At 73.9% G+C, this 22,027-nt stretch carries 20 protein-coding genes; 11 read left to right on the top strand and 9 right to left on the bottom strand.

The window, feature by feature from the left end; all coding sequences use genetic code 11:
* Positions 1-78 precede the first annotated feature (78 nt).
* Genes ACH4DX_RS26085 through ACH4DX_RS26095 form a run of 3 tightly spaced genes read left to right on the top strand, consistent with a single transcriptional unit; the run spans position 79 to position 4,933 of the window.
* Positions 79-993 carry a HipA family kinase gene (locus ACH4DX_RS26085; protein ID WP_398156941.1) on the top strand — a complete coding sequence of 305 codons (915 nt, stop codon included), beginning with the start codon at positions 79-81 and terminating at the stop codon, positions 991-993.
* Positions 990-1,292, top strand: coding sequence for a SelT/SelW/SelH family protein (locus tag ACH4DX_RS26090; protein WP_398156942.1), 303 nt, complete (start codon positions 990-992; stop codon positions 1,290-1,292). The genes ACH4DX_RS26085 and ACH4DX_RS26090 overlap by 4 nt, the downstream gene beginning before the upstream one ends.
* A 38-nt stretch (positions 1,293-1,330) precedes the next feature.
* Positions 1,331-4,933 (top strand): AAA family ATPase, encoded by a 3,603-nt coding sequence (locus ACH4DX_RS26095; RefSeq protein ID WP_398156943.1) that lies wholly within the window; start codon positions 1,331-1,333, stop codon positions 4,931-4,933.
* A 55-nt stretch (positions 4,934-4,988) separates the two neighbouring features.
* Here the strand turns inward: ACH4DX_RS26095 and aceB are convergent, their stop codons facing one another.
* Both aceB and ACH4DX_RS26105 read right to left on the bottom strand, forming a co-directional pair.
* The gene (gene aceB / locus ACH4DX_RS26100) at positions 4,989-6,611 is read right to left on the bottom strand and encodes a malate synthase A (RefSeq protein WP_398156944.1); all 1,623 of its coding nucleotides are present in this window, start codon (positions 6,609-6,611) and stop codon (positions 4,989-4,991) included.
* A 277-nt stretch (positions 6,612-6,888) separates the two neighbouring features.
* Positions 6,889-7,572, bottom strand: coding sequence for an NTP transferase domain-containing protein (locus ACH4DX_RS26105; RefSeq protein WP_398156945.1), 684 nt, complete (start codon positions 7,570-7,572; stop codon positions 6,889-6,891).
* A gap of 185 nt (positions 7,573-7,757) precedes the next feature.
* Between ACH4DX_RS26105 and ACH4DX_RS26110 the strand changes: the two genes are divergently transcribed.
* The gene (locus tag ACH4DX_RS26110; RefSeq protein ID WP_398115227.1) at positions 7,758-8,075 is read left to right on the top strand and encodes a DUF5955 family protein; all 318 of its coding nucleotides are present in this window, start codon (positions 7,758-7,760) and stop codon (positions 8,073-8,075) included.
* A gap of 194 nt (positions 8,076-8,269) precedes the next feature.
* Here ACH4DX_RS26110 and ACH4DX_RS26115 read toward each other — a convergent pair whose 3' ends face one another.
* Positions 8,270-9,070, bottom strand: a complete 801-nt coding sequence (locus ACH4DX_RS26115) for an IclR family transcriptional regulator (RefSeq protein WP_398115225.1) — start codon at positions 9,068-9,070, stop codon at positions 8,270-8,272.
* Positions 9,071-9,417: 347 nt separating this feature from the next.
* Between ACH4DX_RS26115 and allB the strand changes: the two genes are divergently transcribed.
* On the top strand, positions 9,418-10,761 hold the full coding sequence (gene allB, locus ACH4DX_RS26120) for an allantoinase AllB (protein WP_398156946.1): 1,344 nt from the start codon (positions 9,418-9,420) through the stop codon (positions 10,759-10,761).
* Between the two features lie 5 nt (positions 10,762-10,766).
* The gene (gene alc / locus ACH4DX_RS26125) at positions 10,767-11,888 is read left to right on the top strand and encodes an allantoicase (protein WP_398156947.1); all 1,122 of its coding nucleotides are present in this window, start codon (positions 10,767-10,769) and stop codon (positions 11,886-11,888) included.
* A 392-nt stretch (positions 11,889-12,280) separates the two neighbouring features.
* On the opposite strand, the gene ACH4DX_RS26130 is transcribed toward alc, so the two are convergent.
* Positions 12,281-13,021: a 3-oxoacyl-ACP reductase family protein gene (locus tag ACH4DX_RS26130; RefSeq protein WP_398115221.1), complete on the bottom strand. Its 741-nt coding sequence runs from the start codon at positions 13,019-13,021 to the stop codon at positions 12,281-12,283.
* Positions 13,022-13,237: 216 nt separating this feature from the next.
* Between ACH4DX_RS26130 and ACH4DX_RS26135 the strand changes: the two genes are divergently transcribed.
* Positions 13,238-13,672, top strand: coding sequence for a ribonuclease domain-containing protein (locus tag ACH4DX_RS26135; RefSeq protein WP_398156948.1), 435 nt, complete (start codon positions 13,238-13,240; stop codon positions 13,670-13,672).
* A 22-nt stretch (positions 13,673-13,694) separates the two neighbouring features.
* Here the strand turns inward: ACH4DX_RS26135 and ACH4DX_RS26140 are convergent, their stop codons facing one another.
* A complete protein-coding gene (locus ACH4DX_RS26140) occupies positions 13,695-13,901 on the bottom strand; it encodes a hypothetical protein (protein WP_398115217.1) in 207 nt (68 codons plus the stop codon).
* Between the two features lie 409 nt (positions 13,902-14,310).
* On the opposite strand from ACH4DX_RS26140, the gene ACH4DX_RS26145 reads away from it, so the two are divergent.
* From ACH4DX_RS26145 to ACH4DX_RS26160, 4 genes are all read left to right on the top strand, one after another.
* Complete coding sequence (locus ACH4DX_RS26145) at positions 14,311-15,507, top strand: sensor histidine kinase (protein ID WP_398157003.1); 1,197 nt, start codon at positions 14,311-14,313, stop codon at positions 15,505-15,507.
* 179 nt (positions 15,508-15,686) lie between these two features.
* The gene (locus ACH4DX_RS26150) at positions 15,687-16,688 is read left to right on the top strand and encodes a hypothetical protein (protein ID WP_398156949.1); all 1,002 of its coding nucleotides are present in this window, start codon (positions 15,687-15,689) and stop codon (positions 16,686-16,688) included.
* A complete protein-coding gene (locus ACH4DX_RS26155) occupies positions 16,634-17,182 on the top strand; it encodes a hypothetical protein (protein ID WP_398156950.1) in 549 nt (182 codons plus the stop codon). Before ACH4DX_RS26150 ends, ACH4DX_RS26155 begins: the two co-directional genes overlap by 55 nt.
* A 47-nt stretch (positions 17,183-17,229) precedes the next feature.
* A complete protein-coding gene (locus ACH4DX_RS26160; protein ID WP_398115210.1) occupies positions 17,230-17,898 on the top strand; it encodes a response regulator in 669 nt (222 codons plus the stop codon).
* 123 nt (positions 17,899-18,021) lie between these two features.
* On the opposite strand, the gene ACH4DX_RS26165 is transcribed toward ACH4DX_RS26160, so the two are convergent.
* From ACH4DX_RS26165 to ACH4DX_RS26180, 4 genes are all read right to left on the bottom strand, one after another.
* Entirely contained in the window at positions 18,022-19,056 is a 1,035-nt protein-coding gene (locus ACH4DX_RS26165; protein WP_398156951.1) for a Gfo/Idh/MocA family oxidoreductase, read from the bottom strand.
* Positions 19,057-19,171: 115 nt separating this feature from the next.
* Positions 19,172-20,356, bottom strand: a complete 1,185-nt coding sequence (locus tag ACH4DX_RS26170; RefSeq protein ID WP_398115206.1) for an oxygenase MpaB family protein — start codon at positions 20,354-20,356, stop codon at positions 19,172-19,174.
* A gap of 130 nt (positions 20,357-20,486) precedes the next feature.
* A complete protein-coding gene (locus tag ACH4DX_RS26175; protein ID WP_398115205.1) occupies positions 20,487-21,575 on the bottom strand; it encodes a polyprenyl synthetase family protein in 1,089 nt (362 codons plus the stop codon).
* Positions 21,568-22,008, bottom strand: coding sequence for a hypothetical protein (locus ACH4DX_RS26180; protein ID WP_398156952.1), 441 nt, complete (start codon positions 22,006-22,008; stop codon positions 21,568-21,570). The genes ACH4DX_RS26175 and ACH4DX_RS26180 overlap by 8 nt, the downstream gene beginning before the upstream one ends.
* Positions 22,009-22,027: the final 19 nt, after the last annotated feature.

The following is a 22,027-nucleotide window of genomic DNA, read 5'->3' on the forward strand; positions in this document are numbered from 1 at the left end:
TGGCGGCCGCCTTGTGCCTTTCCGTACCTGCAAGGCGACCATGGACTGCAAGGGGAACAGTGTGGGTGACCTGAGGAAATGCTGAGAAACGTCACCGTGACCCGCTACATCACACCCCTTCGTGAAGGGGGCTCGGTTCCCGGAGTCGTCGAGGCCGACGACCTCGGGACCTACGTCGTGAAGTTCACCGGCTCCGCGCAGGGCCGCAAGGCGCTGGTCGCCGAGATCGTCGTCGGCGAACTGGCGCGCCGCCTCGGCCTGCGCGTCCCCGACCTCGTGCTCGCCCACTTCGACCCCGCGGTCGCCGCGGACGAGCCGCACCAGGAGGTCCAGGACCTGCTGCGCCGCAGCGCGGGCCTCAACCTGGGCATGGACTGGCTGCCCGGGGCGCGGGACTTCACCCCGGACACCGAACTCGACGTGGACCCCGGGGAAGCGGGCAAGGTCGTCTGGCTCGACGCGCTGACCGCGAACGTCGACCGCACGGTGCACAGCTCGAACCTCATGGTGTGGCCCACGTTCGGCGTCCGCCCGCCGAAGCTGTGGCTCATCGACCACGGCGCCGCCCTGGTCTTCCACCACCGCTGGGACGCCGCGTCGGTCCTCGCCACCGCGGAGAAGGCCTACGACTTCCGTCGGCACGCCCTCGGCCGCTACGGCCCCGACACCCGCGCGGCCGACGCCGAACTGGCGCCGCTGGTGACCGAGGACCTGCTGCGCGAGGTCACCGCGGACGTCCCCGACGCCTGGCTGACCGACGAGCCCGGCTTCACCTCGCCCGACGAACTCCGCGAGGCCTACGTCACCTACCTCACCGCCCGCGCCCGCGCCTCCGCCGCCTGGCTCCCCACCGACTTCCCCTCCCGCGCCCAGCTCGCCACCGAGGACGCACGCCGCGCCCGGGCCACCGAGGCCTCCCGCCCCGCCTGGCTGAAGCGCGTCCCCGACCTGCACGGCAAACCCGACCCGCGCCCCGCGAAGAGGTACCCATGACCGACAGCGCCGACACTTCGGCGGCCTCCCGGGCCCACCGCGTCGAGATCGAGTACTGCACCCAGTGCCGCTGGCTGCCCCGCGCCGCCTGGCTCGCCCAGGAACTCCTGACGACCTTCGAGACGGAGCTGACCGACCTCGCCCTGAAGCCGGGCACGGGCGGGGTCTTCGTCGTCCGTGTGGACGGCGAGCCGGTGTGGGACCGTAGGGAGCAGGGATTTCCGGAGCCGACGGCGGTCAAGCGCCTGGTGCGCGACCTCGTGGCGCCGGGTCGGAGCCTCGGCCACTCGGAGCGGTAGCGAGCGGCCGTGCCGGGGGTGGGGGAGGGGGGCCGGGGATGCGGCCTTCGCCGTCCCACAGGACTCCCCTCGACCTGAAGGCGCTGCTCATCGGGGTGGTCCTCGGTTTCGGCACGAACCTGGTGACGGCCGACCCCGCCGGATGGTGGGGGCCGCTGCCCCTGATCGAGCGGTACGCGGTCCTCTGGCTGCCGCTCACGATCGTCGCGGTGGCCGGGTGGGAGTACGCGCGGCGCGGGGCGGAGCGGCGCCGCGTGCCCTGGACCCGCCCCGACAGCCCCTACCCGGGCCTGGAGGCCTACGGCGCGGACCGGGCCGGGGTGTTCTTCGGACGCGAGGCGGAGACGGCCGACATCGTGGACCGCGTGCGCGGCGGCCGTACGGTCGCGGAGCGCTGGATCACCGTCGTCGGCCCCTCCGGAAGCGGCAAGTCCTCCCTCCTCGCCGCGGGAGCACTGCCCCGCCTGCGCGGCCACCACGCGGTGCTCGGACCGATGCGCCCCGGCGCCCTGCCCTTCGTCGCCCTCGCCCGGACGCTGGCCGCGGACCGGCCCGCCGCGGACCGGCCCGCCGCGCCCGGTCCTGCCGCCGTCGGGCAACTCGCCGCCGCGCTGCGCGCGGACGCGGTGGCCCTCGCGGCGTCACCGGACCGGGCCCACCCCACCGCGCTGGCCGCAGCCCTCCTGTCGGCCCAGGGGCGCCGGGCCCGCACGGTCCTGGCCCTCGACCAATTGGAGGAGGTCTTCCGCCTGGTGCCGGAGGACGAACGCGCCCTCTTCCTCGGCCTGCTGCGCGCGGCACTGCGCACCCACCCGCAACTCCACGTCCTGGCCGCGCTGCCGACCGAGAACCTGCGCGAGGCGGCCACGGGCCCGCACGCGGACCTCTTCCGCGCCCGGGTGCTGCTCCCGCCCCTGGGCGCCGTCCAGATCCGCGCGGCGATCACCGGCCCGGCGAAGGCGGCCGGGGTGCCCATCGACGCGGAGGTGGTGGAACTCCTCGCCGCCGAGGCGACGGCGGGCAACACCCTGCCCCTGCTCGGCCAGTTGCTGCGCGACCTCTTCGCGTCGGCGCGGCCCGGCTCCGGCATCGGGCTCGAACTCCTCGCGGAGAAAGGCCCGTTGGCCGAGGCGATCGGGCGCCACGCCGAGGTCGTGTACGCGCGCGTCGCGCAGGCGCACCCGGCGGAGGCGATCGACGCGCTCCTGATCGATCTCGTCTCGTGGGACGAACGCGGGTGCGGCCGCAGGGCGGTGACCGCGGACACCGTAGAGGGAACGCGCCGGGAGATCGCCGAAGCGCTGCGCGGGGCCCGGCTGCTGACCGAGACCGCATCCGGTGACGCCTTCGACCTCGTCCACGAGTCCGTGCTGCGGCACTGGCCGCGCCTGCGCGACCTCATCGCCCGCCACGAGGAGACCCTGCGCCTGATCACCGACCTCGAACGCAGGGCGGCCGCCTGGCGGACGCGGGGCGGGTCCGACGACGACGTGCTGCGCGGCCGGAGCCTCACCCGGGCGGTGGAGGCGACGGCCGGGCACAGCGTCTCGGCGGCGGTCCTCGACCTGGTAGCGGCCTCCCTCCGGCAGCAGCGGCGGGAGTCGGACGCACGGGCGGACGCCCTGGCGGTGTGGGCCCAGCAGGTGCACGCGGCGGGGGAGGAACCCGCGCTCGCGCTCGCGCTGGCCGCCACCGCCGTACGCGAGTACGGCGCCACCCCGGCCTCCGCGCTGACCCTGTGGGGCATCACGCGGCCGCCCGACACCGAGCACCTCGCGTTCGGGCACGCCGGGAGGGTCCTCGCGCTCGGCTGGGACCGCACCTCGGGCGCGCTGCGGACCGTCGGGGAGGACGGCCGGGTCGCCACCTGGACGGCCGAGGGGGACCTGGCCGGTCAGGAGAGCGTGGGACTCGGGCAGTTGGACAAGGCCGGGGTCGGCGGCGGCGACACGTACTGGGCGGCGGCCCGGCCGCCGGGGCCGCTGGAGGTCCGCAGGTTCGGCGAACCCGGCCACCTCGCGAGGACGGACGCCTACGGCCCGAACGCGGTGGCGGTCTCCCGCGACGGCAGGTTCGTGGCGGCCTCGTTCACCGGCTCCGGCGTCGACATCGTGGAACTCGCCGCCGCGGGGGGCGGTCCTGTCACCCCACGGGTCCTGGACGGCGTGGGGGTTTCCGGGCTGAAGTGGTCTCCCGACGCGACACACCTGATGGTCGTGGAGTGGGACACGCTGCGGGTGGTGCGGATCGCGGACGCCGTGACGCTCTGGACGTTTCCGCCGTTCGGTACGGGCCGGGGCATCCCGCAGGACTGCGTCGACTGGTCGTCGGACGGCACGCGCGTCGCGGTGGGGACGGGAGACGTTCTCGACGTCAGGTCCGCCCGGGACGGGACGGTCGTCGCGGAGCGGGAGCCGTCAGGGACGGTGTCGGCGGTCTCCTGGTCGCCCGACGGGCGCTTCCTCGCCGTCGCGGAGGAAGGGGCGGGCGGCGCACGCGTGGTGGTGCGCGCCGCCTCCGCACCGGCGGAGCGTGTGGTGGCCGACGCGGGGCGGTCGCGGGCCGAGGCGCTCGCGTGGAGCGGCGACAGCACACGGCTCGCCTGGCGGTCGGCCACCGGCGAAGTGACCGTCTGGGAAGTGGGCTCGGCACGGCGGCACTCCCTCGCGACGGGGACGTTGCGGCGGGCCTCGTGGAACGGTGACCGCGTGGCCGTCACGGCACAGGGCACCGGCACCGTCCGGATCCTGCGGACCGGGGACTCGCCGCTGCCCGTGCGGCTGTTGAGCGCGGCGGACCCGCCTCCGGCCGGTGTGAGCTGGATGCCGGACGGCGACCTCGTGGCCGTCTCGTTCAAGGACCGGGTGGAGCTCTGGGACGCGGCGCGCGGGACCCGTACCGCCCGGCTCGTCCCGGCCTCGAACGTGCCCGCCGTCTGCGCGTGGTCCCCGGACGGCACGGCGCTGGCGACGCTCGGCCGGGACTTCTGGCAGCACGAGGCCGACCGCGTCGAGGTGTGGGACCCGGGGACGGGGGCCCGCGTCGCCGTCATGGACGCCGACGACCGGTTGTGCGGGGCGCTTGCGTGGAGTCCCGGCGGCGGCGCGCTCGCCGGGGTGGCCAAGGACGGACCGCTGACCGTGTGGAACCCGCGCTCGGGCGCCAGGACGGCGACGGTCGCGACGGCCACCGGCACGGTGGCGGCGCTGTGCTGGTCGCCGGACGGCCGGGCTGTCGCCCTGCTCGGGCAGGACTCGCGGACGAGCGTCCACGACATCGCCTCCGGCGACGAACTGGTGCGCACCGTCCGGGGCGGGGACGGCGGCGCCACCCTGGCGTGGTCGCCCGACGGCCGCCACCTGGCGACCACCGGGATCCACTGGGTGCGGTTCTGGCGGGCCGCCACGGGGGAGTGCCTGGCGGTGGCCCGGACGGACGCGGTCATGGCGCTCGACGCCCGCTGGCTCGACGACCGCCGCTTCGCGGTGACCGGCGAGAACCACGTCCGGTCCGTGTGGACCCTGCCCGAGCGGTTCGACGCGGCCACCTGCGCGTCCCTCCTGGAGGCCGCGGGCGAGGACCCGCGCGCCCTGACCGCCGAGGAACGCAGGCGGTTCGGTGTGCCCGTGGCCGAGGCCTGACAGCCGCCGCCCCGGCACCGGACGGCACCGGGGCGGCGGCTGCGTACCGGCGGACTCAGCGCAGCCGCTCGTAGGCGGGCAGCGTCAGGAAGTCCGCGTAGTCGGCGTCCAGGGAGACCTGGAGCAGGAGGTCGTGGGCCTCCTGCCACTTGCCCGCGGCGAAGGCGTCCGCGCCGAGTTCGGTGCGGAGGGCGTCGAGTTCGGCGGCGGCGATCCGACGGGTCAGCTCGGCCGTGGCGGGCTCGCCGTTCTCGAAGACGACGCCCGCGTTGATCCACTGCCAGATCTGGGAGCGGGAGATCTCGGCGGTGGCCGCGTCCTCCATGAGGTGGAAGATGGCGACGGCGCCGAGGCCGCGCAGCCAGGCCTCGATGTAGCGGATGCCGACCTGGACGGCGTTGACGAGGCCGTCGTAGGTGGGGCTCGCGTCGAGGGAGTCGATCGCGATCAGGTCGCCCGGGGCGACGCTGACGTCCTCGCGCAGGCGGTCCTTCTGGTTCGGCCGGTCGCCGAGGACCTTGTCGAAGGACTCCATGGCGATGGGGACGAGGTCGGGGTGGGCGACCCAGGAGCCGTCGAAGCCGTCGCCCGCCTCGCGGTCCTTGTCGGCGCGGACCTTCTCGAAGGCGACCTTGTTGACCTCGGCGTCCTTGCGGGACGGGATGAACGCCGCCATGCCGCCGATCGCGTGCGCCCCGCGCCTGTGGCAGGTGCGGACGAGGAGTTCGGTGTACGCGCGCATGAACGGCGCCGTCATCGTGACCGCGTTGCGGTCCGGCAGGACGAACTTCCTGCCGCCGTCACGGAAGTTCTTGACGATGGAGAAGAGGTAGTCCCAGCGTCCCGCGTTCAGACCGGACGCGTGCTCCCGCAGCTCGTACAGGATCTCCTCCATCTCGTACGCGGCCGTGATCGTCTCGATGAGGACGGTGGCGCGGACGGTGCCCCGGGGGATGCCGACGTAGTCCTGCGCGAAGACGAAGATCTCGTTCCAGAGGCGGGCCTCCAGGTGCGACTCGGTCTTCGGGAGGTAGAAGTACGGGCCCTTGCCGAGGTCGAGCAGGCGTTGGGCGTTGTGGAAGAAGTACAGGCCGAAGTCGACGAGGGCGCCGGGCACCGCGCGTCCCGCCCCGTCGGCCAGGTGCCGCTCGTCCAGGTGCCAGCCGCGCGGACGCATCACGACGGTGGCGAGTTCGGCGGCGTCCTTGAGGGCGTACGACTTGCCGGTGCGCTCGTCCGTGAAGTCGATGCGGCGCTGATGGGCGTCGCTCAGGTTCAACTGGCCGAGGATGACGTTCTCCCAGGTGGGGGCCGAGGCGTCCTCGAAGTCGGCGAGCCAGACCCGCGCGCCGGAGTTGAGCGCGTTGACGGTCATCTTGCGGTCGGTGGGACCGGTGATCTCCACCCGGCGGTCGTTCAGGGCGGCCGGAGCGGGAGCGACCTTCCAGGAGTCGTCCGCGCGGATCGCGGCGGTCTCCGGCAGGAAGTCCAGGGTCGAGGTGCGGGCGATCTCGGCGCGGCGCTCCGCGCGGCGGGTGAGGAGCTCGTCACGGCGGGGCGTGAACCGCCGGTGCAGCTCGGCCACGAAGGCGAGGGCCGCGGGGGTGAGGACCTCTTCCTGCCGGGGCAGGGGCTCGGCGTCGACGATGGCCAGCGGGGACGGCGCTGGTGCGGACATGAGCTGTCACTTCCTTCAGCGAGCTTGCGTCACGGGCTTGCGTCACGGGCGGGAGCGGTGCGCCGCGGCCGCCGGGCCCTCGTCACGGCACGCGGTGCCGCGGGGCCGGGATACGGCTGCGGGCGCCGTCCACCGGGACAGGCGCTTCTGAGCAGTGGATACTAGTTTCCTTATGGTGGAAGTTCAATGGATTGTTGATGTCGAGATTCTCTTCGTCGACAGAACATGGCGCTGAGTGCCATCCCGGTCACTCCAGGTGGTCCGGGCCGCCGGGGCCTCACTCCAGGCGCTCCAGGTCCGACATGGTGTCGATGTCGTACGGGTCCGCCACGTCACCGCACTCCACGGCGGTGACGGCGGCGGCGAACTCCTCGAGGTAGGCCCGGGCGCCCCGGTCGCCGGTCGCGCTCACCGCGATGCCGTCCCAGTGGTCCGCGCCGAACAGGACCGGATGGCCGCGCTCACCCCCGTACGTCGCCGCAGCGAGCGTCGCCGTGGAGCGGAAGGCGGCCCGCACCCGCGACACCGCCGCCGCGCCGACGCCCGGCTGGTCCACCAGGCACACGAGCGCCGCCCCCGCCCCCGACCCGCGCAGCGACGCGAGGCCCGCCCGCACCGAGGACCCCATGCCCTCGTGCCAGTCCGGGTTGTCCACCAGCGTGCACCCCGGCAGCTTCGCCTGCTCCCGTACGACGTCGGCGGTGGCGCCGAGCACGATGTGCACCCGGGTGCAGCCGCCGTTGCGCAGCGCCCGCGCCGCACGCTCCACGAACAGCTCGCCCCGGTGCTCCAGGAGCGCCTTCGGGCAGCCGCCGAGACGCCGGCCGCCGCCCGCCGCGAGCAGCAGGCCGACGACCTCGGACGAGGCGGCGGGGGCGGAGGGCGAGGGCGGTCCCGCCAGTGGTCCGGTCCGTGGTCCGGCCAGGGGGCCGGTTTGCGATCCGGTCAGTGATTCGGTCATGGCTCTTGCTTACCGCATGGGTTCTGGGGACCCTGTTCCGGCCGGGGGCGTGGCCGAAAGTGAAGCGTGCGTGGCCGCGTGGCCGCACGCTGCCCGCGCCCCTTCGGCAACCGGCCGACGCCGCGGCGGGTCCGCCCGGGCCCGCACGCGTGACAGGCGCACAACGACGTGCGAGGGGGAGAGCTGTGTTGCGGAGCGTTGGACAGGGAGCGGTGGCGGAGAGTTCCGGGGATCCGCGGGTGGCGGAGCTGCGGGTGGCGGTGTCCCGGTTGCGGCGGCAACTCGCCGCGCATCCCGGGGAGTTTCCCGACCGGGCGGTGGCCGAGGACGAGTTAGCGGCGCTGGCCGCCATGGCTGTGCGGGGGGATCCCGAGCCTCGTCGTCTGCGGCGCTCCCTGCTGCTCGTCGCGGGGTCCATCGGCTCCGTCAGCGCGCTGACCGCCGCCCTCGCGGGCGTCAGGCGAGCGGTCGAGTTATTCGGGGAGCCGTTGCTTCCCGAGTGACCTCGGGGCGGTCCTTCTCCGATCCTGGGGCTCCGCCCCGGACCCCGTATCGGCCTGCGGCCTCGTCCTCAAACGCCGGACGGGCTCAAGCTGTCGCCGGTGCGGCAGCGTTTCAGCCCGTCCGGCGTTTGAGGACGAGGCGCGAAGCGCCGACAACGGGGTCTGGGGCGGAGCCCCAGGGGCGGGCGGATAGGTCAGGCTGAGGGCGCAGACGTGGCCAAGGCCTCGGAGAGCTCCGCGGCTACCTGCTGAAGGATCGGCACGATCTTCTCCGTGGCGGCCTCGGTGACACGGCCCGCAGGACCGGAGATGGAGATGGCGGCGGCGGTGGGCGAGTCGGGCACGGACACGGCGAGGCACCGGACGCCGATCTCCTGCTCGTTGTCGTCGACGGCGAACCCCACGCGGCGCACCGCCTCGAGCGCGTCGAGGAACCCGTCGGGCGTGGTGATGGTCTTCTCCGTGGCGGCGGGCATGCCCGTACGGGAGAGGAGGGCACGCACCTCATCCGGCGGGGTGTGCGCGAGCAGCGCCTTGCCGACGCCGGTGGAGTGCGGCAGCACCCGCCGCCCCACCTCGGTGAACATCCGCATGGAGTGCTTGGACGGCACCTGCGCCACGTACACGATCTCGTCGCCGTCCAGCAGGGCCATGTTCGCGGTCTCGCCGGTCTCCTCGACGAGGCGGGCGAGATAGGGCCGCGCCCAGGTGCCGAGCAGCCGGGACGCGGACTCGCCGAGGCGGATCAGGCGCGGGCCGAGTGCGTAGCGGCGGTTGGGCTGCTGGCGCACGTACCCGCAGGCGACGAGGGTGCGCATCAGCCGGTGGATCGTCGGCAGCGGAAGGCCGCTGCTCGCGGACAGCTCGCTCAGGCCGACCTCGCCGCCCGCGTCCGCCATCCGCTCGAGCAGGTCGAAGGCGCGCTCGAGGGACTGCACGCCTCCGCTCGCGGAGGACTTCGCGGCGTCGGTGGTGCTGGCGCTTGACGTCGGCACGGCGCGTTCCTTTCAGGGCCCTACAGGATGGCAGGCAAGGCAGCAGCCTACCGGGCACTTTCCGGGGAGCCCCGGCGCCGTCGGCACGCCGGTGCCGGTCGGGGCGGTGGGCGGCGGGTGCTTCGGTGGGCGTTTGTCCGGTCTTCGGAGCGGGGCCCCGGCCTCACCCGGGTCTTGCTCGACGGTGCGTGTTGTGCGTAGCTACGTTCTGGTGTACGGAATTCTACTTCCACTTTGTGGAAACGTATAGACCCTTGACGAGGTGCGCCCCGAGGGGAAAACTCCTTCAACAGAACGTTGAATTTCGCTGGCCGGGAGGCCGGGAGACCGAACAGAGAGGGGTCGCGGTGGCCGACGTGGATCTGGTGCTGCGCTCGACGCGCGTCATCACCCCGGAGGGGACGCGCGCCGCGTCCGTCGCCGTCTCGGGCGGCACGATCGTGGCGGTGCGCGACCACGGCGCGGCGGTGCCCGCGCACGCCCGTATCGAGGACTTCGGCGACGACGTGCTGCTGCCGGGACTCGTCGACACCCACGTCCACGTCAACGACCCGGGCCGCACCGAGTGGGAGGGCTTCTGGACCGCCACCCGCGCCGCGGCGGCCGGCGGCATCACGACGCTGGTCGACATGCCCCTCAACTCCCTGCCGCCGACCACGTCGGTCGCCGCTCTCCGTACGAAGCAGGACGTCGCCGCCGCCAAGGCGCACATCGACGTCGGCTTCTGGGGCGGCGCGCTGCCCGACAACGTGAAGGACCTGCGGCCGCTGCACGACGCGGGCGTGTTCGGGTTCAAGTGCTTCCTCTCGCCCTCGGGCGTGGAGGAGTTCCCCGAGCTGACGCAGGAGCAACTGGCGGTTGCCATGGGGGAGATCGCCGGGTTCGGCGGCCTGCTCATCGTGCACGCCGAGGACCCGCACGAGCTGGCCGCCGCCTCCGCCGCGGGGAAGGGGGGTCCCCGGTACGCGGACTTCCTCGACACGCGCCCGCGCGTCAGCGAGGACACCGCGATCGAGGGCCTGATCGCCCTGGCCAAGCGCGTCGGCGCCCGCGTGCACGTCCTGCACCTGTCGTCCTCGAACGCCCTGCCGCTGATCGCCGCCGCCAAGCGCGAGGGCGTCGCGATCACCGTGGAGACCTGCCCGCACTACCTCACCCTCACCGCCGAGGAAGTCCCCGACGGCGCCAGCGAGTTCAAGTGCTGCCCGCCCATCCGTGAGGCCGCCAACCAGGACCTGCTGTGGCAGGCGCTCGCCGACGGCACCATCGACTGCGTCGTGACCGACCACTCCCCGTCCACCGCCGACCTCAAGACGGCCGACTTCGCGACCGCCTGGGGCGGCATCTCCGGGCTCCAGCTGAGCCTGCCCGCCGTGTGGAGTGCCGCCCGCGCCCGCGGGTACGGCCTGGAGGACGTCGTGCGCTGGATGTCCACGCACACGGCGCGCCTGGTCGGCCTGGAGCAAAAGGGCGCCATCGAGGCCGGGCGCGACGCCGACTTCGCGGTCCTCGCGCCCGACGAGACCTTCACCGTGGACCCCGCGCGGCTCCAGCACCGCAACCGCGTCACCGCCTACGCGGGCAAGACGCTCAGCGGCGTGGTGAAGTCCACCTGGCTGCGCGGCCAACGCATCGTGTCCGACGGCGAGTTCACCGAGCCGGCGGGCCGACTTCTGGAAAGGAAGAACTGATCACCGTGACGGCGACACCGATATCCGGCTTCACCGGCGACGCGAACCCCTACGGCGGCGGCGACCCCTACGCCGACTACCGCACCGCCGACTTCCCCTTCACCCGGTACGCGAACCTCGCGGACCGCCGGCTCGGTGCCGGTGTCGTCGCCGCCAACGACGAGTTCTTCGCCATGCGCGAGAACCTGCTGCTGCCGAACGACGCCGAGTTCGACCCCGAGCACTTCGGCCACAAGGGCAAGGTCATGGACGGCTGGGAGACCCGGCGCCGCCGCGGGGTCTCCGGTGAGCACCCCTGGCCCACCGAGGACGACCACGACTGGGCGCTCGTCCGGCTCGGCGCGCCCGGCGTCGTCCACGGCATCGTGGTCGACACCGCGCACTTCCGCGGGAACTATCCCCAGGCCGTGTCGGTCGAGGGCACCAGCGTCGAGGGCTCGCCCACACCGGCGGAGCTCCTCGCCGACGACGTCAAGTGGACCACCCTCGTGCCCCGCACGCCCGTCGGCGGCCACGCGGCCAACGGGTTCGCCGTGGACGTGCCGCAGCGGTTCACGCACCTGCGCGTCAACCAGCACCCCGACGGCGGCGTCGCGCGCCTTCGCGTGTACGGCGAAGTCCTCGCCGACCCCGCCTGGCTGACCGCCCTCGGCACCCTCGACGTCGTCGCCCTGGAACACGGCGGCCAGGTCGAGGACGCCTCCGACCGCTTCTACTCGCCCGCCACCAACACCATCCAGCCCGGGCGCTCCCGGAAGATGGACGACGGCTGGGAGACGCGGCGGCGGCGCGACCGCGGGCACGACTGGATCCGCTACCGCCTCGCCGCGCAGTCCGAGATCCGCGCCCTGGAGATCGACACCGCGTACCTCAAGGGGAACTCCGCCGGGTGGGCCTCGGTGTCCGTGCGGGACGGCGAGTCCGGCGAGTGGGTGGAGGTCCTGCCCCGCACCCGCCTCCAGCCCGACACCAACCACCGCTTCGTCCTCGCCGCGGCGGCCGTCGGTACCCACGCGCGCGTGGACATCTTCCCCGACGGGGGGATCTCGCGGCTGCGGCTGTACGGGGCGCTCACGCCGTCCGCCGCGGAGGGGTTGGCGGCGCGGTACCGGGAGTTCGGGGGCTAGGTCCGATTCCCTCGCGGGGCGCCCCAGTCCCGCCCCTTTCCCCAAACCAGGGACGCTGCGCCCCCTGGACCCCAGCCCCATCGGCGCTCCGCGCCTCGTCCTCAAACGCCGGACGGGCTAAAAACCAGCCCCTCCGGCGATTGAGGAGCGGGGTCCGGGGCGGAGCCCCGGGATCGGGGCTGCGCCCCCCGGATCCCAGCCCCATCGGCGCTCCGCGCCTCGTCCTCAAACGCCGGACGGGCTGATAAGCAGCCCCAGCTCCGTCGGCGCTCCGCGCCTTGTCCTCAGACGCCGGAGGGGCTAAAAACCAGCCCCTCCGGCGCTTGAGGAGCGGGGTCCGGGGCGGAGCCCCGGGATCGGGAAGGGGCGGGGTTGGGGGACCCCCGTCAGGCCTACGCCGCGTGCCCTCCGTCCACGGAGAACTCCGCCCCCGTCACATAGGCGGCCTCCGCCCCGGCGAGATAGGCCACCGCGGAGGCCACCTCCCCGGCGGAGCCGTACCGCCCGAGCGCCGTCCCGGCGGACTGCGCCTCGGCGTAGGGCCCGTCGGCGGGGTTCATGTCGGTGTCGATCGGCCCGGGGTGCACCAGGTTCACGGTGACCCCGCGCTCCCCCAGCTCCCGGGCGAGCGCCTTGGTGAGCCCCACGAGCGCGGCCTTGCTCGTGGCGTACAGGGTGGCGCCGGGACCGGGCACGCGCTGCACGACGCAGGACCCGATGGACACGATGCGCCCACCGCGCCCCATCCGCCCGGCCGCGGCCTGCGCGGCCAGGAACACACCGCGTACGTTCACATCGAGCACCCGGTCGACATCGGCGAGGGTGAGATCGCCGATGGGGCCGAGGACCCCGACACCGGCGTTGTTCACCAGGATGTCCAGGCCGCCCAGGTCGTCGGCGGCCCGCTCGACCGCGCCGACGGCGTCCCCCGTGTCGGCCGCGTCGGCCCGGATCGCGTACCCGCGACGCCCCGTCGACTCGATCCCGGCGACGACGTCACGGGCGGCGTCCTCGCCCCGCACATAGGTGATCGCCACATCGGCGCCCTCCTGTGCGAGCCGCAGGGCCGTCGCCGCGCCGATGCCGCGGCTGCCGCCGGTGACCAAGGCCTTCTTGCCGGTGAGAGGAGACATGATGATTCCCGTCCTTGTTTCGCCTGGAGCAAAGTGCTTTCGGGTTCAAGCAAAGCGGCGGACGCCGTCGACGGCTGGCGGGAAATGGACGCGGAGATCGGGCGGACGTGCGGGAGCGCCCGGAAACGTGAGGATGCCGGGGAGGTGGTTAACTTCCGGAGAATTCGCCCCACTTGACGTTGACACATCAACCTCTACGCGCGTCATGCTTGATCCATGCGAATCCCCCCACGGATCATCAGCGTCACCGCCCTCGCCGCCGCCCTCCTCGTCGGCGGCTCCGTCACCGGCACCGCGAACGCCGCGCCCCAGCCGGTGACGGCCGTCGCGCCGGGCGTCACGGCGTCCGCGTTCCAGGCCGCCGCCGTCGGCGACATCTGTTACTCGGCCCTGCCCTCCCAGGCGCACGACACGCTCGAACTGATCGACAAGGGCGGCCCCTACCCGTACCCGCAGGACGGCACCGTCTTCCAGAACAGGGAAGGCATCCTGCCGAAGCAGAACACCGGGTACTACCACGAGTTCACCGTCAGGACGCCGGGCTCCTCCGACCGCGGCGCGCGCCGCATCGTGACCGGTGACCGCAGCCGGGAGGACTACTACACCGCCGATCACTACCGCTCGTTCGACCTCGTCGACCACGGCTGCTGAGGGCGCGGCCCGCACTGCCGGGTCAGCCGGTTCCGCGGCTCTCCGCCGCGGCGAACACCGCTATCGCCAGCGCGATGAGCGCGATGCTCAGATACAGCTCGTGACCGTCGGCGAAGGGGAGCCGGTGCACGACGCCCCAGCCGCGCAACCGGTCGGTGAACTCGCCCGCCAGGCTCACCACGCCCTGGATCAGCAGGACCACACCGAGGTATTCAAGCACCTGTTTCATGGCACCGAGCGTCGCCCCGCGGACCCCCCACGCACATCGGCCGCGGGGCGGCGCCGTCCCTGCCGCAAGGCGCTCACCGGCACGGGACGGGTCCGCCGAAAGTCTCGCGTCGCCCGACTTTCGTCGACGACCGGGCCCGAGAGGCGGGCGGCAGGACGGGAGATGCGTAGATTTGTCGATCGTGAAGAGTCGGACGAGTGGGCCTTGGCGGCGGGCGGGTCGGGCGAGTCGGCCTTGGTGGGCTCGCAAGGCGCGTGACCGGGCGCGTGGCGCGGAGACCGCGGGCGCGGCGGGAGTCGAGGGCGCACCGGGCGCCGAGGGCGCGCCGGGAACGGTCGGTGCGCCCGGGGCCGTCGGCGCACCGGGGGACGGGAGCGGCGCGGACCTCACGACCCGTCGGCAGTGGTTCCTGCCGTCCGCCGTCGCCGCCGAGTTCGACCCGGACCGGGTCACCGGCAGGACCGGGCGGCACAAGCGGACGGTGCGCGACTGGCTCGTCGACTTCGCCTGCTTCTTCGTCGCCGTCTTCCTCGGTCTGGTCATCAGCGACGAGGTGGCGAACAACCCCACGCTCTCCGAGGGCCTGATCGCGCTCGACCACCTGCTCGGCGCGCTCGCCTGCGCCGCCGTGTGGACGCGCAGGCGCTGGCCGGTGGGGTTCGCCGCCGCCATGCTGGTGATCAGCCTGGTCTCGAACACGGCGGGCGGCGCCGCGCTCGTCGCCTACTTCACGCTCGCCGTGCACCGCCCCTGGAAGTACCCGGCGTGGTTCGGCGGCGCGGCCGTGGCCCTCATGATCCCCTTCTACGCGTGGCGCCCCGACCCCGACCTGCCCTACGTGGTGTCGATCGTCCTGACCACGCTGCTCACCGCCACCGCCATCGCCTGGGGCATGTTCGTACGCTCCCGGCGCCAGCTCCTGCTCGCGCTGCGCGACCGGGCGCGGCGCGCGGAGAACGAGGCCGCGCTGCGCGCCGAGAAGGCCCAGCAGCTCGCCCGCGAGGCCATCGCCCGCGAGATGCACGACGTCCTCGCCCACCGGCTCACCCTGCTCAGCGTGCACGCGGGCGCCCTGGAGTTCCGGCCGGACGCGCCCGGCGCGGAGATCGCCCGCGCGGCAGGCGTCATCCGGGAGAGCGCGCACGAGGCACTACAGGACCTGCGCCAGGTCATCGGGGTGCTGCGGGGCGGTGACACGGACGCGTCGGGGCGGCCGCAGCCCACGCTCTCCGCCCTCGACGCGCTGGTCGCCGAGTCCCGCGACGCGGACATGAAGGTGGTGCTCGACCTGCGCGTCCCCGACCCGGACGCGGTGCCCGCGGCGATCGGCCGCACCGCCTACCGCATCGCCCAGGAAGGGCTCACCAACGCCCGCAAGCACGCGCCCGGCGCCGAGGTGACCGTCACCGTCGCGGGCGCCCCCGGCGAGGGCCTCACCCTGTCGGTGCGCAACCCCCCGCCGCCCGGCGACGTACCGGACGTGCCCGGCTCCGGGCAGGGCCTCATCGGCCTCACCGAACGCGCGTCGCTGGCCGGTGGGCGGCTCACCCACGGCGGCGGTCCCGACGGGAGCTTCACGGTGGACGCCTGGCTGCCGTGGCCGTGACGGTAACGGCCTCCGTGATCTCCGCGGCCTGCTGAATTCGCTCCCGCACACCTTCTGTACGATCAGCCGCCGCATACGGAGAGGCGGAGTTCGTGACGGGGGAGAACGCGGTGGACCGGCCCGTAGACCGGGGGCCACGCACACGCGTACGGCGGGCGGTCAGGACCAGGCGTGGCGGCGTGGCCACCGGCCTCGCGGTGGCGCTGCTCGCGGGCGGGCTCGGCACCCGGGCCACGGACACCTGGCCCTTCGACGGCCGTGACAGCTACTGCTGGGGCGCCTGGGAGCAGGACAGCGGTCCTGGGATCCTCGGCGACGAGGCCTTCAGCGGTGACGACGGCCGCAGCCGCACCTCCACCGGGTCCGCCCCGACAGCGGGCACGGCGCGCGGCGAGTGCCGGCTCACGGTCAGCTCCCGCGACCGGTACGGCGACGGCGACGAGAAGCGGCAGCGCACCACCGTCACGGTGACGTACGGCCCCGCGCCCGGGCCCGCCGCCGACCGCGTCCGCTGGCTCGGCGGTTACCTCGGGGACCGCGCGATGCCGCTGCCCGACGGGCTGCCGGGCGTCGCCGACGGCCGCCACGGACTGCTGGTGCTGCCCGAGCGCTGCGACACCCGCGACGGCAGGACCACCGCCGTCACCCTCGACGGGCGGGAACGGGCCGACGCGGGCGCCGCCCTCTCCGGCGTTCCCGACCTGGGCGGTTCCCGGGCCGTCGCCGAACTCCTCGTCGCCGCCGCCAACGAGGGGATGGAGTCCGCCGGTTGCGCCGGTCCGAGGCCCCTGCGGGTCAGCGGCCCCGTGCCGAGGCTGCCGGAGCGCGCGGAGACCTTCGGCGAGGGCGGCGCGTGCCGCATCCCCGGCCTCGACATCGAGGGCGACCTCGACAAGGAGACCGCGCTGCGCGTCCAGTACCAGGTCGGCGCCGTCACCAAGGACCTCCAGGCCTGCTCGGTCCGCATCGGCCGCTCGCTGCGCCTCGGCGAGCGCTCGGACCGGCAGCTCTTCGACGCCGTGATGGTGCGGCACCCACGCCTCACGGCGCTCCTCGACGGGGTGGGCGACGCGAAGCCGTCCGGCGGAGCACCAGGGGAGCCGAACGCGCCCGCCTCGCCCGGGCCGTGGTCAAGCTCGTCAACGACTACATGGCCGAACGGGGCTGCGACAGCCCCATAGCCGACCCCACCCCGCGCCTGGCCGCGCCCGCCCGCTTCACGGACGAGGAGCGGACCGCGTTCTGCGGCGTCGAGGGACTGCGGCTGCCGGGCCGGGACCGGGAGAGCCGCTACGAACGGCCGCTGGTCACCGGGGGCACGGCCGCGCCCGTGCGGACCTGCGACCGGGACGTGCTGTTCGGCCACCCGAGGCTGCGCCTCATGACCGTCGAGGACCCCCGGCTCGCGGTGCTCTACCAGGGACTCTCGTACGACGGCGGACGCCGGGTCACCGCCGCGGGGGACGGCGAGGGCCAGGTGCGCGGGCGCGGGTTCCTGCGCGAGGACATGGGGCTCTTCCAGGCGTCCTGCCAGACCGGGGACGTCACCTTCCTGATCCGGGCGGCGAACGGGGGCAGGGCCGCGGACATCCGCGGGCTGCTGCCGCGGTACGTAGCCCTTGAGGCCGACCGGATCGGCTGCGGGCCGCTGCGCCTCTCGCTGCCGAAGGCCTGAGCCACCGACCGTGCGGAACGGGGCGGACCGCTCGTTACGGTAGGCGCATGAAACCGATCAGGCTGCTGCTCGTCGACGACGACCCGCTGGTCCGCGCCGGCCTCTCCTTCATGCTCGGGGGCGCGGACGACATCGAGATCGTGGGGGAGGCCGGGGACGGCAGCGAGGTCGCCGCGCTGGTCGGCGAGGTACGGCCCGACGTCGTCCTGATGGACATCCGGATGCCGACGATGGACGGCCTCGCCGCCACCGAGGCGCTGCGCAAGCGGCCCGACGCCCCGGAGGTCGTCGTCCTCACCACCTTCCACGCCGACGAGCAGGTGCTGCGGGCCCTGCGCGCCGGGGCCGCCGGTTTCGTCCTCAAGGACACCGCGCCCGCCGAGATCGTGGCGGCGGTGCGGGCGGTGGCCGCCGGTGATCCCGTGCTCTCGCCCACGGTGACGCAGCAGTTGATCTCCCAGGTGGCGGGCGGCGGCCCGGAACTCGACCGGCGGCGGCGGGCGCTCGCGCGGCTCGGAGCGCTCGGTGAGCGGGAGCGGGAGGTCGCCGTGGCCGTGGGCAAGGGGGCGTCCAACGCCGACATCGCCGCGGAGCTGTATCTGAGCGTGGCCACCGTGAAGGCCCACGTCTCCCGCATCCTCACCAAACTGGACCTCAACAACCGGGTCCAGATCGCCCTCCTGGTGCACGACGCGGGGCTGTTGAACGGGACCTGACGGGCGCGGGCGCGGACCACGGGGGCGAGGGAAGGGCGGGGTGCGGGGACGCGGGCGGCCCGGAGGCGGGGAGGCGAGGGGGCGGGGCGGCCGGGAGGCGAGGCGGCCGGGGCGGCGGGGGCGTCAGCCTCCGTCGATCTCCGTGAGCCGCACCACCCTGCGTTCCGCCCGGGACAGTTCGCACGCCTCCGCGATCCGCAGCGCGTGCAGCGCCTCGCGCCCGTCGCACGGGTTGGCCCGCTCCCCCCGCACCACCTCGACGAACGCGGCCAGCTCCGCCTCGTACGCGGGCGCGAAACGTTCCAGGAAGCCGGGCCACGGCTTGTCGGGGGCGGTGGGTCCTTCCGGCTCGGTGGAGGTGATCGGGGTGCGGTCGTCGAGGCCGACGGACACCTGGTCGGCCTCGCCCGCGAGTTCCATGCGGACGTCGTACCCCGCGCCGTTGCAGCGGGTGGCCGTCGCCGTGACGAGGGTGCCGTCGTCGAGGGTGAGCAGCACCGCGGCCGTGTCGACGTCGCCCGCGGTGCGGAACATGAGGGGCCCCGCGTCGGAACCGGTGGCGTACACCTCCACGACCTCCCGGCCCGTCACCCAGCGCACGACGTCGAAGTCGTGCACCAGGCAGTCGCGGTAGAGGCCGCCGGAGAGCGGCAGATAGGCGGCGGGCGGCGGCGCCGGGTCCGACGTCATGGCCCGTACCGTGTGCAGCCGTCCGAGCCTGCCCGCCCGCACCGCCTCGCGCGCGGCCGCGTACCCGGCGTCGAAGCGCCGCTGGAAGCCGAGCTGGAGCACGGTGCCGGCGGCCTCGACCTCGGCGAGCGCGGCCAGGGTGCCCGGCAGGTCCAGCGCGATGGGCTTCTCGCAGAACACCGGCAGGCCCGCCCGCGCCGCCCTGCCGATCAGCTCCGCGTGCGCCGCCGTCGCCGCCGTGATCACCAGCGCGTCCAGCGGGGGCCCCGCGGGCGACCCCCCGGGAGCGCCCGCCTCGAAGAGGGCGTCCACCGAAGGAGCCGTCACCGCCCCCACCCGGGCCGCGAGGTCCGCCGCCCGCGCGGCGTCCACGTCCGCGACCACGAGCGACTCCACGTCCGGATGGCGGGCGATGACCGCCGAGTGGAAGGTGCCGATACGTCCGGTGCCGATCAGTCCGATGCGCATGGGGCCCACCTTCGCCACGGGCCCGCACCCCTGTCAATGCTTTGTCCTGACAACCTAACCTTAGGCGGCCGGGCCGACCGGTCCAGGACGTACGCCCGGCCCCCGCCCCGCGGCGCTACGGCACGGCCGGCGTCGGGGCCGGGGGCACCCAGCGGTGCGTGCGGGATGCCTGGGAGCGTACGCCGTACTCGCTCTTGAGCTCCTCCGGGATCGCGTACTGCATGACCCTGCCGCGGGTGAGCGAGGCCAGTTCGAAGGTGGTCAGGAGGCTGCCTGCCTTGTCCAGTGCCCACTCGGCCAGGGGGCTTGAGTCCTCCACCGCTTCCAGCAGGCCGAGCACGACGGGCACGGCCTTGGCGGCGGTGTCCCAGGGGCCGCGCGGGATCCGGAGCCAGTCGGCGATGGTGGGACCGACGAGGAAGCGGATGGTGGCGGGGACGATGGGGTCGAAGAGGGTGCCGGGCACGACGTCCTCGTACATCCGCATCAGCTGGTTGTTCAGACGTGTCCCGTCCTCGCTCGGGCCGAGGTTGCGGGCCAGGTAGAGGTCGGCGAACGCGCGGGCCTCGGTGAGGTTGTCGGGGGCGGCCTCCATGTCGCAGCCCAGGATGGATCCGACGACCCGCCACGCGTAGTAGTAGGCCTCCGCGCCCTCGTCGCTCATGTGGATGCCGAGCCGGTGCATGGCGTCGAGGACGAGGATCGAGAAGCAGATCTGCCCGCCGATCATGTCCTCCTGGCAGAGCGGGACACCGTCCTTGTCGATGTCCCAGCGCCCGGCCGCGGTGAGGTGGTGGCGTACGGCGGCGTGCAGCAGCCGGACCTTCTGGGCGGCCGGGATGAACTTGCTGCCCTCCTCGAAGGCGTTGGTCTGCATCAGGTACGTGACGAACTGGCCGGTGTTCGCCATCCGGCGGGAGGGGTAGTCCATCGAGTGCGTGGAGGCGAGGAGCCTCGCGACGCGCGGCACCGCGTAGGTGGTCGGCATCGCGGCGAAGGACAGGCCGGTGTTGATGTGCGCGGCGTTGTCCATGAAGAACAGCCGGGCGCGCTCCATGATGTCCCAGTCCACCCACTTCGGCGGCATACCCGTGGCCGTCAGGAACGAGGCCGCCGACTGCGGCAGCCCGTCGGGGAGTTTGTGTCCCGCGGTGCTGAAGAAGCGCATGAGGGTGTTGAAGTCCCGCACCTCCCCGCGCTCGAACATGGCGGCCACGGTCGCGTCCGCGAGCGGGTCGCCCTGGGCGCGCAGTACGTCGAGCGTCGCGTCGGTGTAGTGCTTCGGCGTCTCGGTGGTCATGACGTGCTCCTGGGGGAGGGAGTGGGCGGCGTGTGTGCGGGAGCGGATGCGCGTGGTGCTCGTACGGCGGACGGGTCTCGGGCCTGGAGTCGGGGAGGGGGTCGGTGCGGGGGCGGGTGCGGGGGCGGGCTCACCAGGTCCGGTCGGCCGCCGACGCGGCCAGCTCGCCCAGCGCCGCGCGTGCTTCGAGCGGCAGCGCCACGGAGTCCAGGGCGCTGTGGGCCGCCGACATGCGCTCCGAGATCATTTCCTCGATGCTCCTGCGCGCCCCGCACTCGTCCATCAGCCGCCGTACGAGTGCCGCGTCGGACTCGTCGAGGGCGGGGTTGCCGAGGGTCTTCTCCAGGAGCCTGCGGTCGTCGGGGTTCAGGAGCGCGAGGGTGGTGGCGAGCAGCGCGGTCGGTTTGCGGTCCCGCAGGTCGTCCAGGTTCGACTTGCCGGTCTCGGCGGGGTCGCCGAAGGTCCCGATCACGTCGTCGCGGAGCTGGAAGGCCTCGCCGAGCGGCAGCCCGTACGCCGTGAAGGCCTCCGTCACCCTCGGGGAGGCGCCGCCGAGTGCGGCGCCCATGTGCAGCGGCCGCTCCACCGTGTACTTGGCGGTCTTGTAGCGGGCGACCTCGAGCGACTCCGCGACCTCGGGCGCGTCGCTGCCGGTGCGCAGCACCTCCAGGAACTCGCCCGCGACGGTCTCGCGGAGCAACGACGACCAGAGGGGCACCGTGCGCGCCACATACGCGCCGGGCAGCCCGCACGTGGCGAAGACCTGGGCCGCGTAGCCCATCAGCAGATCGCCGAGCAGCATGGCGAGCGCGGCGGACCGCTCCTGCCGCGCGCAGTCGTGCCGTACGGAACCGGGGCGCGGGCCCGCGGCGCCCCAGCGGTGCGCGCCGCCCTCGGCGAAGGCGACGTGAGCGGTGGGCAGTCCGTGCCGCAACCGGCTGTCGTCGATGATGTCGTCGTGCGTGCAGGCGGCCGCGTGCACCAGCTCCATGGCCGCCGCCGCCCTGATCACCCCGTCGCAGTCCGGCTGGCCCGAGGCCCGCCAGCCCCAGTACAGGAAGGCGGCGCGGACCCGCTTGCCCCGGGTCAGCGAGCTGCGCAGCTGGGCGCACAGCGGCGCCAGTTCACCGGAGAGCCGCAGCAGCTTGGCCTCCTCCTCGTCGGCGAGGCGGTGCAGGTACGCGTCGATGCGCCGCCGGAACACCAGAGCGTCACGCATACGGCCGCACCGCCGGGTCGGGCTGCGCGGCGCCCGCGGTACGTCCGCTCCGCTCGACGGCCCGGCGGGCCATCAGCTCCAGGTAGTTGTCGCTGTCCGCGGCGGCCACCCGCCGCGAGGCGAGCTCCCCGCGCGCCTTCAGGTCCCGCATCCCGTCCGCGACCAGCTCGCGCAGATCCGCCCGCCGCGCCGCGCCCTCGCCGCCGGCCGCCGCCTGCCGCATCTGGTCGAGTACGAGATCGACGGCACCCAGCGCGAGCACGCCGACCTGTTCCAGGGTGGCGAAGGGGTTCCAGGGCGCCCGCTGTGCCTGATGTGCCTGCTGGTCGTGCTGTTCGTGCCGTGCCCACTGTGTTTGCTGTTCGTGCTGTTCGTGCTGTGGCCGGTCCTGCGGTTGCCCGGTCGTGGGCTGGTCCTGCGGTCGTCCGGTCATGTCCGGTGCCCCTCTGCCG

This window comes from Streptomyces sp. NPDC017940 (assembly GCF_044328435.1).
Lineage (GTDB): Bacteria > Actinomycetota > Actinomycetes > Streptomycetales > Streptomycetaceae > Streptomyces.

What these genes read in the sequence shown, in the direction of transcription:
- ACH4DX_RS26105 (WP_398156945.1), bottom strand. Translation starts at nt 7,572, where the DNA reads ATGACCGAATCACTGACCGGATCGCAAACCGGCCCCCTGGCCGGACCA.
- ACH4DX_RS26180 (WP_398156952.1), bottom strand. Translation starts at nt 22,008, where the DNA reads ATGACCGGACGACCGCAGGACCAGCCCACGACCGGGCAACCGCAGGAC.
- ACH4DX_RS26165 (WP_398156951.1), bottom strand. Translation starts at nt 19,056, where the DNA reads ATGCGCATCGGACTGATCGGCACCGGACGTATCGGCACCTTCCACTCG.
- ACH4DX_RS26090 (WP_398156942.1), top strand. Translation starts at nt 990, where the DNA reads ATGACCGACAGCGCCGACACTTCGGCGGCCTCCCGGGCCCACCGCGTC.
- ACH4DX_RS26140 (WP_398115217.1), bottom strand. Translation starts at nt 13,901, where the DNA reads ATGAAACAGGTGCTTGAATACCTCGGTGTGGTCCTGCTGATCCAGGGC.
- ACH4DX_RS26130 (WP_398115221.1), bottom strand. Translation starts at nt 13,021, where the DNA reads ATGTCTCCTCTCACCGGCAAGAAGGCCTTGGTCACCGGCGGCAGCCGC.
- ACH4DX_RS26175 (WP_398115205.1), bottom strand. Translation starts at nt 21,575, where the DNA reads ATGCGTGACGCTCTGGTGTTCCGGCGGCGCATCGACGCGTACCTGCAC.
- ACH4DX_RS26160 (WP_398115210.1), top strand. Translation starts at nt 17,230, where the DNA reads ATGAAACCGATCAGGCTGCTGCTCGTCGACGACGACCCGCTGGTCCGC.
- aceB (WP_398156944.1), bottom strand. Translation starts at nt 6,611, where the DNA reads ATGTCCGCACCAGCGCCGTCCCCGCTGGCCATCGTCGACGCCGAGCCC.
- ACH4DX_RS26085 (WP_398156941.1), top strand. Translation starts at nt 79, where the DNA reads ATGCTGAGAAACGTCACCGTGACCCGCTACATCACACCCCTTCGTGAA.
- ACH4DX_RS26095 (WP_398156943.1), top strand. Translation starts at nt 1,331, where the DNA reads ATGCGGCCTTCGCCGTCCCACAGGACTCCCCTCGACCTGAAGGCGCTG.
- ACH4DX_RS26135 (WP_398156948.1), top strand. Translation starts at nt 13,238, where the DNA reads ATGCGAATCCCCCCACGGATCATCAGCGTCACCGCCCTCGCCGCCGCC.
- ACH4DX_RS26170 (WP_398115206.1), bottom strand. Translation starts at nt 20,356, where the DNA reads ATGACCACCGAGACGCCGAAGCACTACACCGACGCGACGCTCGACGTA.